This window comes from Sediminibacterium ginsengisoli (assembly GCF_900167075.1).
GTDB classification, from domain to species: domain Bacteria; phylum Bacteroidota; class Bacteroidia; order Chitinophagales; family Chitinophagaceae; genus Sediminibacterium; species Sediminibacterium ginsengisoli.
On record NZ_FUWH01000011.1, the window covers coordinates 143,581 to 155,832 of the forward strand.

Sequence of the window (12,252 nt, forward strand, 5' to 3'; positions counted from 1 at the left end):
ACACTGCAAATGTAATGGTCACCTGTTATCATTTCCATTTTACCGCACAACAAGCGTAACGATGGAATGTGGCAGGCTCTCTGTCAGGGCAGCTTTGCCATCCAGCCATAACCTGTAGGCTATTTTTTTATCCGTTGTATTCATTACTACTACCGCAATACTGCCATCCGTATTCTGGAAAGCCGTTGTCTGCAGTTGCGCGCGGCTCGACGAAGCAGCGATCCGTTTAGCGCCCGGGCGGATGAATTTTGAAAAATGGCCCATGTAATAATAAGCATTGGTATAGATCAGTTCACCGGTTCTTGTATCTGCATGTACAGGAGCGAAACAGAAATTGCCCACATGATTCGGGCCGCCTTTTTCATCGAGTAATATGTTCCAGTCGGTCCATGCAACGGTTCCGTTATTGAAATCGTTGATCATGGAATTACCATAACGTTCGCCGAGCGACCAGTTATAAACACTGTCCATGCTGAATTTCTCCTTACAGCCTTCCGTAAAGATCAGGTTCTTATCGGGAAAAGCCTGGTTCACAAGCCTCAGGTTATCGAACTGCATCGGGCCGCCCGTCCAGGTCTCGTACCAGTGAAAGCCGATTCCCCATACATATTTCGCAGCATCTTTATCGTTCAGGATCACACTTGCCCGCTGGTAAAGCAGGTCGCGGTTATGATCCCATGCGATGAGTTTTTTATTGGCCATGCCTGCTTTATGCAACGTTGGCCCGAGGTATTGTTTGATGAAATCGCGCTCTTCTTCCGCAGAAAAAATGCAGGACTCCCATCTCTGCTTCGCCATCGGTTCGTTCTGTACAGACAAGCCCCATACAGGTATCCCAGCGGCCTCGTATGCCCGTATGAACTTAATATAATAATCAGCCCAGCTCTGCCTGTATTCAGCTTTGAGTTTACCGCCCTGCAGCATGCTGTTATTGTCTTTCATCCAGGCCGGCGGACTCCATGGGCTCGCATACAGCGGCAGTTTGCCTCCTGCCGCAGCAATAGCCTGTTTGATAAAGGGGATCCGGTACTGCTGATCATGTGCAATGCTGAACGATTTCAGCTCTTTATCATTATCCGCAACATAAGTATAACTGCCGCTCGAGAAATCGCAGCTATGGATATTGGTACGTGCAATGGTAAAACCAATGCCTTTGTCTGCATCGAAATAAGCCGTGAGAAATTCTTTCTGCTTATTCGCAGGCAGTTTTGCGAACGTTTCCGCTGCCGCATCGGTCAGTGCTCCGCCAATGCCGGTAAAAGACTGGAATTTATTAGCGGGATCAATAAATACACAAGGTTCCGTTTCCAGCGGTTGCCTGAACTCGGTAAAATTCAGCTCGGCAGTTTTAGCGATATGCCGGGATGATTCCTGCGCAGTGGTATACACCTGCACTTTTTTATTCTGAGCTGTAACAGCAAGCCCGCAGGCTGCGGCAAGAATGGTTACGAATGTTCTTTTCATCATACAGGATTTTAATTGATCAGTTCAAAAGATTTTTCAAGTCTGATATCATTGGAAGCGCTTCCGATCATCAGTTTAAATGTGCCGGCTTCGGTTATTTTTTTCAGGTCGTTATTGTAAAAGGAAAGATCAGCTTCGGTTAGTCTGAATGAGATCGTTTTTGATTCACCCGGCCGGAGCATTATTTTCTGAAATCCTTTCAGTTCCTTCACCGGTCTCACTACACTGGCCACCATATCGCGTATATAAAGCTGAACCACTTCCTCGCCTGCATATTTGCCAGTATTGGTCAGCGTAAAACTTACCTGCAAAGGATCTTTTCTCTGCAGTTTTTCCGTGCTCAGGTTCAGGGCATCATACTTGAAACCGGTATAGCTCAATCCGTAGCCGAACGCATAACGCGGACTGTTCGGCATATCGATATAGGCAGAACGATAGTTGATGTCCTTATCGTTTGAAGAGGGTCTGCCGGTATTGTTATAATTGTAATAAACCGGGATCTGGCCTTCCGAGCGGGGAAAACTCATCGGGAGTTTGCCGGAAGGATTATAGTTCCCGAAGAGCACATCAGCCATGGCATGGCCGGCTTCTGTACCCAGCCACCAGGTGTATACAATAGCAGGTGCATGATCGGCGGTCCAGTTGAAGATCAACGGCCGGCCGGCCATTACCAGTACAACCACTGGCTTACCGGTTGCATGCAAAGCCTTCACCAGTTCTTCCTGGATGCCGGGCAGGTGAATATTTGCACGGCTTTTTGCTTCACCGCTCATATCAAAAGTTTCACCAACGGCTAACACTACTATATCTGCCTTGGCGGCTGTAGCAACTGCTTCATCAAAACCTGCGCGTGAGGAATCTTTGATACCGCAGCCTTTCGCATACAGTAAAGCATCTTTACCAACACGGGCTTCAAGTCCTTCATAAAGTGATACGAGTTCGTCTTCATCGTTCCATTTCACAGACCAGAAACCTTTCATATCCGTTTTCGATTTGGCCAGCGGCCCGATCACTGCTATTTTCTTATCCGTAGAGAGCGGCAATAAACCGTTCTCATTTTTTAGCAGCACGATACTTTTTCTTGCCATATCCCGTGCCGCAGCCTTGTGTTCCGGAGCGTTCACTATTTTCTTTTCGCGTGCTTCATTGCTGAAACGGAAAGGATCGTCGAATAATCCCAGTTCGAATTTTTTCCTGAGGATCCGGCTAACGGCATCATCGATCAGTGCGATACTTACTTTTTTATCGGTTACGAGCTTTTGCAGGTGATCGATATAGCTATGGCTTTCCATATCCATATCACTTCCCGCTGTAATAGCAAGCCTGGCAGCATCGGCCCTGTCCGCGGCAAAACCATGCGGCACCATTTCACCGATGGAATTCCAGTCGCTCACCACAAAGCCCTTAAAATTCCATTTACCTTTCAGGATATCGCGCTGCAGGTAACTGCTGGCAGTGGCCGGCACGCCGTTCAGTTCGTTGAACGAATTCATAAAAGTTGCGGCTCCGGCATCCAGTGCAGCTTTGAATGGAGGCAGGTATACTTCCCAGAGCAGCCTGGGGCTCATATCTACCGTATTATAATCACGTCCTGCAATAGCGGCACCATATGCAGCGAAATGTTTTACGCAGGCCATCACGGCTGCCGTGTCGCCCAGCCCGGCGCCCTGGAATCCTTTAACACGTGCTTTTGCAATCAGCGACCCGAGATAAGGGTCTTCGCCGGCACCTTCCATAACACGGCCCCAGCGCGGATCGCGACTGATATCTACCATCGGCGCAAAAGTCCAGTGTAAACCGGCAGCAGCAGCTTCCTTACCGGCAATCCGTGCTGCATTTTCAATGGCAGCGAGATCCCAGCTGGCAGCTTCAGCCAGCGGAATGGGAAACGTTACTTTATAACCATGGATCACATCAAGGCCGAACAGCAGCGGGATCTTCAACCGGGATTCCATAGCAGCTTCCTGCATTTTGCGGGTTTCGGCAACTCCTTTTACATTTAAGAGGGAGCCGATTTTACCTTCGCGGACCTGCTGCACTTTATCAATAGGTTTACCGAGCGGCCCGGTTGCCGTAATACGGTCGCCAGTGTACTGGTTCAGCTGGCCTATTTTTTCTTCCAGCGTCATCTTTGCAAGCAATGCCGCTACTTTTTTATCTGTTGCATCCGGGGTTTTGCTCGATGTCACTTGTGCAGTAACAACCTGGCATAGCAGGGTGCAGCTAACTAACCATACAGAATATCGGGTCATACATTTTCAATTGGCAGGTTGGATATAATCGGATTGATGATTTTTCAGTTTTGATTTTCAGACAGCTTGTCGCTTTGAAACCATATGGAAATAATGAAGGAATATGATTGCAATCTTTTGTAAAGTGGTGAGTAAGAATAATCGGCACAGACTTTTCATCATAACGTGATTCATTTTGATTCAATGCAACAAATTGACAAATCAAACTGCGTGAAACCAAATTTTCAGATACATCAAAACCACTACAAGAAAAAAATTATAAATTGATAATCAATTAATTATGACGATCATAACTACTACATTTTAGAAAACCGGTCATTTATTGATCTTAATTGTGCTATTCATTATACACTTCACAGCAGTGCTGTTTTTCTACCAATAAAGCAGCACTGAATACTAACAATTGTTATGCAAAAGGCATTATGCGGAAGTGGAATAGTAGACGCTGCAAATTAATTAAGACTAAATGACAGTATATTACAGCATATGAGAACCTTACTTTTTTATTCATTGCTGCTGTTATGCATCCAGGCACAGGCGGGTATCCTGTCAGCAAAACCCAAACCTGTTGTGATCGGTTATGTTGCCGGATACAGTGGCCTGGTAAAAACAGAGAATATCGATGCCGGAAAACTTACGCATATCAATTATGCATTTGTTGACGTTAAGGATAACCGTGCATGGCTGCGTAACGAACGCACGGATACGGTTAATTTCCGTAAACTGAACCTGCTGAAACAGATCAACCCCGATCTCAGGATCATGATCTCCATTGGTGGCTGGTCGTGGAGCAGGAATTTTTCAGACGCGGCGCTGACCGATAGTTCAAGGCAGGCTTTTGCAGCAAGTGCTGTTCATATTATAGCAACTAATGGCTTAGACGGTATCGATATTGATTGGGAGTACCCGGGAATGCGGGGTGATGCGGGGCATATATTCCGGCCGGAAGACAAGGGAAATTTTACATTGCTGATGGCCGCACTCAGGCAGGAACTGGATAAACTGCAATCAGAAACAAAACGATATTACCAGTTGACTGCAGCGGTAGGTGGTTTTAATTCCTTTATAGATCATACGGAAATGGGAAAAGTGCAGCAATACCTGGATTATATCAACCTTATGACTTACGATTATGGTGGCGGCAGACTTTCTGCGCATCATACCAATCTGTATGCACCTGCTTACAGCAATACTGCCAATTCTGCTGAAAAAGCGATAGAAGCGTACAAAGCCGCAGGAGTACCGGCAGGAAAACTGGTGATGGGAATTGCCTTTTACGGCCGTGGCTGGCAACTGGAAACAACGGACCAGAAAGGATTACAACAAAAAGTGACCGGTTCTTTTCGTGCAGGCGGTTTTTCTCTGATCAAAGACAGTCTTGAAAACAGGAAAGGTTATAAAACCTATTGGGACAAGAAAGCCAAAGCACCTTATCTGCTGAATACCGCCGAAAAGAAATTCATCTCATACGACAATGAACGGTCGGTTAAATTAAAATGCAGTTATGTGAAAAAGCAAGCTATGGGCGGTGTGATGTTCTGGGAATACAGCTCAGACCCTAAGGGCTATCTGCTCAATACCATTTATCGTTCTTTTCGCTGATATGCTCTAGACCTTTGAAAGGTTATTCAAAAACGAATTTCCTTTCCACTGTATGGCAACTCTCATTTCCTCTATGGCAACTTTCCTTCCCCTGTATGACGGCTTTTCTTCCCACTGTATGACGACTTTCCTTCCCTTGTATGACAACAATTATAAGTTGTGATCTGTTATGGGGGTATAGTTTTGTTGTCCTGCTGAATACACTCACCGCAATCCTCCAATCAGCAACCTGCTATTGGTTGGCATCCACCCTCTTCATTCTTGAGAAAGGAAACCCGTTACAGCCTTTGCGGGGATTTTGCCGGTCTGCAGGTGTTGCTTTTGCTGCTTCTTCGGCACTTGCCGCTTTATATACGGTTAAGCAAAAGCCCCAGTGAAAAGGCTCCATTCCGGAGAATTGCATGTAATCGATCCGGGTATACAGGCCTGCATCGGTTTTATTACCGGAGCCATTCCTTGTGATCAGGTATTGCTCTTTGCTGTTATGTTCGAGGATATAATATTTTGAGGAAGGTAATTGTGTAAACACCGTGTCGGAAATAACATACCGGATCTTATAATCATCCATAAAACTTCCCCTGATCAGTTCCGGCATACTATCTTTTACCGCTGGCTGTTGTGCGAATATTGCCGCTGACAGCAACAGGCAGATACCCGTCAATATTTTTTTCATACAATCTGGTATATTTATTCCATTATTTTTTCAACGGCAGTATTGAACAATCTTGTTTTTTTCGGCCCGCCGATACCAACACCTACCGTGATACCCGCTGCTCCGGGTACATAGTAGGGCGCCAGGGATACCTGGTCATATTTCTTTTTGATGCGATGAAGTTCCGGCACCAGTATGCCGGAAGCAGCACCTGAGATAAAGCCTACAAGCACATCGGTTTTAAAATGCCTGGCGGCCTGCATCCTGAAATAACCAACCAGCGCCGGCGGTACAGCTGCGGCTGCATAAAAGGCCATACGTTTCCAGCCTTTGATCTGGTGATAATCCGTGTACACTTTTGCTGCAAAAAAAGTAGCCGCCGAACTAAACCCCACATGACCGCTGTAAAAAGAATTGCTCTTCCCTTCACCATATCTTTCTTTAATATCCAGCGAAGTATTATAAGTAAGCGGACGAGGCCTTCTTACCGAGTACGTTCCTACAAAATACAATGCATTGTCTACCGCATGTGTAACCAGGTACATCCCCAGCAGATCCAGCCAGTCTTTCCTGATCTTTTTATCCAATGCGAATAAAGCTGGCGCTGCTATGGAAATGTTCAGGAACAGGTTCGATGTTTTTTCCGCACTTTTAAAACCGGCCGGGTCCTTGAAAATAACCGGCCTGTCGAATGCGTTCACATCATCAGGATTCAGATTCAGCACTTCATCCATCGTCATGGCTGAAACTTTCTGAAGCTTTGCGAATCCCAGGCTCGACAATATAATACAGGCTCCACCCGCTGGCAGCTCGTATTTGGTTTTTACATTATAAACCCTGTTGATCGTATCCCTTTGCGCCTGCGCTGTAACAAGCAACAGGAATGAACACAGGATCAGCACCAGTTTCCTCATACACATTTATAATTTCAGAATGCTAATGTACGAACATCAGCAGCACTATTGCGTTAGGAATATATACCCGATTTTTAAACCTGCCAGGGATTCTTCTGCTGAAAGCAGTAATTTGCTCCTGTTATTCACAATCAATCCTGTCAGTTATGTCTAACATCAACCTTATTATAGAAGAAAGGCCGCGTGATATCGGCAATTTCATGGTGGGCAGGCTGCTGCCTTTCAAAGGAAAAAGAATGGTTGGGCCGTTCATTTTCATCGATCATATGGGCCCCGCAAAAATGAACGACAGACAGCATGTTGATATTCCGCCGCATCCGCATATCGGCCTTTCTACACTCACTTACCTGTTTGAAGGAAATATCATGCACCGCGACAGTCTCGGAACAGCCATCGAGATCAAACCCGGCCAGGTAAACTGGATGACTGCCGGAAAAGGCATTGTACATTCCGAACGTACACCTGATCACCTGCGCCATTCTGATAAAGTAATGCATGGTCTGCAGATCTGGGTAGCCTTACCCAAAGAACTGGAAGACATGAACCCTTCTTTTGCGCATGCAGATGAAAACGAACTGCCTGCATGGACAGAAGGTCCACTCCATTTTAAACTGATCGCAGGAAAGCTCTTTGATAAGGAATCGCCGGTTCCTGTTTTCAGTCCTTTATATATGCTTGAGATCAAAAGCCGCGAAGCCGGCGATGTTGCGATCGGAACGGATCTGTACGGAGAAGCCGGGTTATATATACTGGAAGGTGCTATTGAAGAGGATGGACATACTTACGGCCCAAAAGAATTGCTTGTTGCCAAAGACAGTAAACTATGTAAGTTCAGGATGCAGGCCGGTACTACGGTTTACCTGTTTGGCGGAGAACCTTTTCCGGAAGAAAGACTGATCTACTGGAATTTCGTAGCTACGGATCATCAGCATATTGAAAATGCGAAACAACGCTGGCGCGACCAGGCTTTCGATCCGGTGCCTGGTGAAACAACTTTTATTCCTTTGCCACCCGAACCTTCCAATCTTAAGATGAAATAAGTTGTATCACGAGATGGGCCAGGCATGGTCCGGCTGAACGGAAACAGCAAAACGATCTCCGCGTTGTACAAGTCCTGCAGCAGCACGTGCGAGCAGACTGATACCTTGCCAGGAGAGCGTTAACTCACAATCGCTTCCGTAAAAAGCAACATCAGTGACAATTGCAGCGGACTCTTGATCTGTGGCAGCAGGCGACAATTGTATATGCTCAGGGCGGATCATAATGCTATCGTCCGCTTTTATTCCTGTAAGTAGCTGCGCGAGTTCTGGTGTAAGAAGATTATAATGACCGAACAATCCTGCGACATAAGTATCCGCAGGCCGGTAATAAATACCCTTTGGTGTATCCTGCTGTACGATCAGCCCGTTCCTGATCACAACAATGGACGCAGCCCAGGCCAGCATGTCGGAGGCAGTATGCGATACCATGATGCAGGTAATATTTAAACGGCTGCCGATATCGTGGATCACGGCTTTCAGTATATCCTGGTGAATGAGATCCAGATTGGAATAAGGCTCATCCAGCAAAAGCAGTTTCGGAGAACCGATCAGCAACCGCGCAATGGCGATGCGTTGTTTTTCACCACCGGATAGCTGATCTGTGCGCCTCCTGAATAAATGTGTGATCCGGCAGATATTGTAAATTTCTCCGGCTTCTTCTTCCGCAAGATGATTGGCATATTCCAGCACCTGTTCTACTCTTAAAAAATTAGGCAGTTCAAAATGCTGCGATAAATAGGCAATACCCGGATGTCCCGGAATCAACTGTTCATCCGGTCCTTTCACTTTTACACCTTCGAACATTACGCTTCCTGCAGCAGGCTGCACAAGACCGGCAATGACCTTCAGCAAAGTACTTTTACCCGAACCGGTTTCTCCTGCTATGGCCATATGCCTGCCCCGTTCCTGTACAAGATCTACAGGACCGAGAGAAAAGCCATTGGTGTCTTTTTTATATATGCCGGATAGCTGTAAGAAGTCCATTAGCGTTTATTCTGCAGGCTGGTCTTTCTCCTGCATCAGGTAAGCTTTGATAAATCCATCCAGTTCACCATCCATTACCGGGCCAACGTTTCCAACTTCATAATCGGTACGGTGATCTTTGATCATTTTATAAGGATGGAATACGTAGCTGCGGATCTGGCTGCCCCACTCTATTTTTTTCTTGTTGGCATTCGTGGCGTTCATAGCTTCCTGGCGTTTGCGCAGTTCTTCCTCGTATAAACGGCTTTTCAGCATTTTCAGCGCCAGTTCACGGTTTTCGCCCTGGGTACGTGCCTGCTGGCATTCTACGATAAAGCCGCTTGGAATGTGTTTCAGTCGCACGGCTGTTTCTACTTTGTTCACGTTCTGGCCGCCACTGCCACCACTGCGGTAAAAAGCCCATTCCAGGTCGCCAGGGTTAACGTTGATCTCGATACTGTCATCGATCAGCGGGTAAACGAATACCGATGCAAAGGAAGTATGCCTTCTCGCATTACTGTCGAACGGAGAGATCCGTACGAGCCTGTGTACGCCGCTTTCTGCTTTCAGGAATCCGTAGGCGAAATCACCATCGAATTGGAGGGTTGCGCTTTTGATACCGGCGCCGTCACCTTCCTGCAGATCGAGTTCGGTTACTTTCCAGCCCTGTTTTTCGCCGTACATAAGGTACATGCGCATCAGTATCTGCGCCCAGTCCTGGCTTTCGGTACCACCGGCACCAGGGTTGATCTGGAGGATCGCAGGTAATTCGTCTTCCGGTTTATTGAGCGTGCTTTTGAATTCGGCTTCTTCGATCTTTTCTATGGCAAGCTGGTACGCGGCACGGGTTTCTTCTTCCGTGGCGTCACCGCCTTTCCAGAAATCAAACAGTACTGCAAAATCTTCCACAGCAGTTTCTACCTGCTTATAGAGTTTCAGCCAGTATTCGTTTACTTTGATTTCTTTCATGATGGCCGTGGCCCTGGTATTATCATCCCAGAAACCAGGCGAGAGGGAAAGCTGCCGGTCTGTTTCTACTTTGTATGTGCGGTTCGCAACGTCAAAGAAACCTCCTCAGGACAACTAAACGGTCCCTCATATCTTTAATCTGCTCTTGTGTCATGGTGCAAATATAAGGAAACGGGAATTGCGGTGCGGCGTTGTTTACAGGGCTTTATGCACTCTCAGAAAAAGTTGGTGCAAAGAAGAGGTTGCCTGAGCGATAGAGCAACGGTGTGCCCATCGCAGAGTCCCCTTCGGGAGACGTCTGCGAAAGATGATGTGATGAATAAGGGGCTGATGTTTGGGTTTTAAATCATGCCTGCAAATAGTAACAACATGTTGCGCAGAGTCCCCTTCGGGAGACGTCTGCGGAAAAGACTACAAACCTCGTAAGCCGGATTCTGTTTCTAAACTATCATTTATCTGGCCGCAACATTACTGTTACGATCTTGCTGCCTACCCTGGAACTCAGACGGGCCGCCTTCAAACGTTCCTATACATGGCATTACAGCACCCAAGGTTTACCCTTCCACCCTGTTACCAGGGCAGAACGTGAGCTCTTACCTCACATTTTCACCTTTTCCCGTTGCCGGGTAGTTATTTTCTGTGGCACTTTCTCTTTCCCGCTGTTACACGGGAAGCCGGCTGTTCACCGGTGGGTTGCCCTGTGCTGTCCGGACTTTCCTTAACGTAATAACGTCACGATAGCTCGGGTTTGTAGTATTGCAAAGGTAAGGAATTGAAAACTGACGGGACAACCTGCCGGAAATACAGGCACAACAAAAGAGTTTCAGTTATTTTTGCCCCGCATGAACCGTTTAACCGAATTGAGGAAAGCTGCAGGACTAACGCAGGAAGAAGTTGCAGAGAAAAGCGGCCTCACCGTACGAACCATTCAGCGGCTGGAGAGCGGTTCCAGTGTTCCCCGCGCATATACACTCCGGAAACTGGGGGAAGCCCTTGGCATGGCGCCAGAAATGCTGACAGTTCCATCGGCCCCTGCTTCTGTTACGCCCAACACGGCAGCTGCTGAAAACACAGATGATTCACTTGAGTGGCTGAACCTCTCCTGCTTCAGTTACCTGGTACTGCCCTTTTTTCATATACTCATTCCCTTGCACCTCTTGAAAAAACATAAAACAGCAGCAGGCAAAAAGATCGTGCGGGGGCAGATCTACTGGATGATCTTACTGCATAGCTCCATGCTCCTGACTCTCGCTTATAATCTTTTCAGGAAACATTTCTTTCATCATTCAGACGGACAGATCTCCTATTTACTTGTAGCGGGGGTTATGTACTTACTCAATGGAATCAGGCTTGTCAGGGATCATGTCAGGATAATGTCGGGTAAAAGTCGGGCGCATTCCCCGGTTTTGTAACCGGCGCATGAGTATGTTGCAATCAAAAAAATGAAGCGATTAATTCTCCTGCTGATCATCTCCTGCATAAACATTTTCAGCCTTGTTGCACAGGATACGCTCTCTTTTTCCTGGAGCGGCAACTACGAGGCAATCCTGGTTCCGGTAACGGTTAAAAACTCCGGCAAAGCTTATTATATGCAGTTCGATCTCGGCTCACCGGTAAGCATGATTTATACAAATGCGGCATTGGGAATTACCGGCGACAGTATGCACAACTACCCGCTGCAGTTCCATGGTTACCTCTTTCAGCCAAAAGCCATTCCTGTGAAAAAAATGGCCGAAAGTAATATCATCGGAACTATCGGAACCGACCTTTTCAAAGACAAAATCCTTGTGATCGATTATCCGAACCGGAAACTGGTGTTTACAAATACGCTGCCGGCAACATTTAACATCAGCATGCACCCAATGTATTTCCAGCAGGGCCGCATCTTATTTCCTGCTAAATTGTTCGGTAAACAAGGGGTGCTGATCTTCGATACCGGCTCAAGCGCTTATTCACTGATCACAGACTCAGCAACAGCAGTACAGAAAAGCGTTGCAAACAGTTCTGCAATCAGCAGCCGGGCTCAATCCTGGAATCAGGTTCTCACTTCCTATACTTACCCCAGCAACGACAGTGTTACCCTCGCCGGCAAAACGATCCCCCTGAAAAAGATCAGCTGGTTTTCCGGTGTAAGCCAGGCACAACAGGAACCTATGCGTAAACTCGGCATCATGGGCATGCTGGGCAATTATATTTTCCTGGAACGTGTGGTGGTGATGGATTTGAAGAAGGGGTTGTGGGGGATGGTGAAGGCGGGGTGAGGGCGAAGTGAGGATGGAGTGAGGGCGAAGTGAGGATGGAGTGAGGGCGAAGTGAGGATGGGGTGAGGGCGAAGTGAGGATGGGGTGAGGGCGAAGTGAGGATGGGGTGAGGGCGAAGTGAGGATGGGGTGAGGG

Annotated in this window: 10 protein-coding genes and 1 other RNA gene; 4 read left to right on the forward strand and 7 right to left on the reverse strand. The window is 47.1% G+C overall.

From position 1 onward, the window contains the following. Window positions 1-39: 39 nt before the first annotated feature. Entirely contained in the window at window positions 40-1,464 is a 1,425-nt protein-coding gene (locus tag B5D42_RS15800; protein WP_078832515.1) for a glycoside hydrolase family 30 protein, read from the reverse strand. A gap of 11 nt (window positions 1,465-1,475) precedes the next feature. Continuing rightward, complete coding sequence (gene bglX / locus B5D42_RS15805) at window positions 1,476-3,716, reverse strand: beta-glucosidase BglX (protein ID WP_078832499.1); 2,241 nt, start codon at window positions 3,714-3,716, stop codon at window positions 1,476-1,478. A gap of 486 nt (window positions 3,717-4,202) precedes the next feature. Between bglX and B5D42_RS15810 the strand changes: the two genes are divergently transcribed. Beyond that, a complete protein-coding gene (locus B5D42_RS15810) occupies window positions 4,203-5,318 on the forward strand; it encodes a glycoside hydrolase family 18 protein (RefSeq protein WP_078832500.1) in 1,116 nt (371 codons plus the stop codon). A 232-nt stretch (window positions 5,319-5,550) separates the two neighbouring features. Here the strand turns inward: B5D42_RS15810 and B5D42_RS15815 are convergent, their stop codons facing one another. Both B5D42_RS15815 and B5D42_RS15820 read right to left on the reverse strand, forming a co-directional pair. Continuing rightward, window positions 5,551-5,991, reverse strand: coding sequence for a hypothetical protein (locus B5D42_RS15815; protein WP_078832501.1), 441 nt, complete (start codon window positions 5,989-5,991; stop codon window positions 5,551-5,553). A gap of 14 nt (window positions 5,992-6,005) precedes the next feature. Beyond that, entirely contained in the window at window positions 6,006-6,884 is an 879-nt protein-coding gene (locus tag B5D42_RS15820; RefSeq protein ID WP_176113041.1) for a phosphatase PAP2 family protein, read from the reverse strand. 146 nt (window positions 6,885-7,030) lie between these two features. Between B5D42_RS15820 and B5D42_RS15825 the strand changes: the two genes are divergently transcribed. Beyond that, window positions 7,031-7,924, forward strand: a complete 894-nt coding sequence (locus tag B5D42_RS15825) for a pirin family protein (RefSeq protein ID WP_078832503.1) — start codon at window positions 7,031-7,033, stop codon at window positions 7,922-7,924. A gap of 6 nt (window positions 7,925-7,930) precedes the next feature. On the opposite strand, the gene B5D42_RS15830 is transcribed toward B5D42_RS15825, so the two are convergent. From B5D42_RS15830 to rnpB, 3 genes are all read right to left on the reverse strand, one after another. Then, the gene (locus tag B5D42_RS15830) at window positions 7,931-8,908 is read right to left on the reverse strand and encodes an ABC transporter ATP-binding protein (protein WP_078832504.1); all 978 of its coding nucleotides are present in this window, start codon (window positions 8,906-8,908) and stop codon (window positions 7,931-7,933) included. Window positions 8,909-8,914: 6 nt separating this feature from the next. After that, window positions 8,915-10,010, reverse strand: a protein-coding gene (gene prfB, locus B5D42_RS15835; RefSeq protein WP_139367205.1) for a peptide chain release factor 2 whose coding sequence is annotated in 2 segments (ribosomal slippage) — window positions 8,915-9,949 and window positions 9,951-10,010 — 1,095 coding nt in all. Because the reading frame shifts where the segments join, the coding sequence is not laid out codon by codon here. Between the two features lie 253 nt (window positions 10,011-10,263). Beyond that, window positions 10,264-10,610: RNase P RNA component class A (rnpB, locus tag B5D42_RS15840), an RNA gene on the reverse strand. A gap of 88 nt (window positions 10,611-10,698) precedes the next feature. Here rnpB and B5D42_RS15845 point away from each other — a divergent pair. Both B5D42_RS15845 and B5D42_RS15850 read left to right on the forward strand, forming a co-directional pair. Next, complete coding sequence (locus B5D42_RS15845) at window positions 10,699-11,268, forward strand: helix-turn-helix domain-containing protein (RefSeq protein WP_078832505.1); 570 nt, start codon at window positions 10,699-10,701, stop codon at window positions 11,266-11,268. A 30-nt stretch (window positions 11,269-11,298) separates the two neighbouring features. Next, a complete protein-coding gene (locus B5D42_RS15850; RefSeq protein ID WP_078832506.1) occupies window positions 11,299-12,117 on the forward strand; it encodes a hypothetical protein in 819 nt (272 codons plus the stop codon). Window positions 12,118-12,252: the final 135 nt, after the last annotated feature.

Bases quoted from the DNA above. Each gene is read 5' to 3' on its own strand.
- B5D42_RS15800 (WP_078832515.1), bottom strand. From the start codon at position 1,464: ATGAAAAGAACATTCGTAACCATTCTTGCCGCAGCCTGCGGGCTTGCT.
- bglX (WP_078832499.1), bottom strand. From the start codon at position 3,716: ATGACCCGATATTCTGTATGGTTAGTTAGCTGCACCCTGCTATGCCAG.
- B5D42_RS15810 (WP_078832500.1), top strand. From the start codon at position 4,203: ATGAGAACCTTACTTTTTTATTCATTGCTGCTGTTATGCATCCAGGCA.
- B5D42_RS15815 (WP_078832501.1), bottom strand. From the start codon at position 5,991: ATGAAAAAAATATTGACGGGTATCTGCCTGTTGCTGTCAGCGGCAATA.
- B5D42_RS15820 (WP_176113041.1), bottom strand. From the start codon at position 6,884: ATGAGGAAACTGGTGCTGATCCTGTGTTCATTCCTGTTGCTTGTTACA.
- B5D42_RS15825 (WP_078832503.1), top strand. From the start codon at position 7,031: ATGTCTAACATCAACCTTATTATAGAAGAAAGGCCGCGTGATATCGGC.
- B5D42_RS15830 (WP_078832504.1), bottom strand. From the start codon at position 8,908: ATGGACTTCTTACAGCTATCCGGCATATATAAAAAAGACACCAATGGC.
- B5D42_RS15845 (WP_078832505.1), top strand. From the start codon at position 10,699: ATGAACCGTTTAACCGAATTGAGGAAAGCTGCAGGACTAACGCAGGAA.
- B5D42_RS15850 (WP_078832506.1), top strand. From the start codon at position 11,299: ATGAAGCGATTAATTCTCCTGCTGATCATCTCCTGCATAAACATTTTC.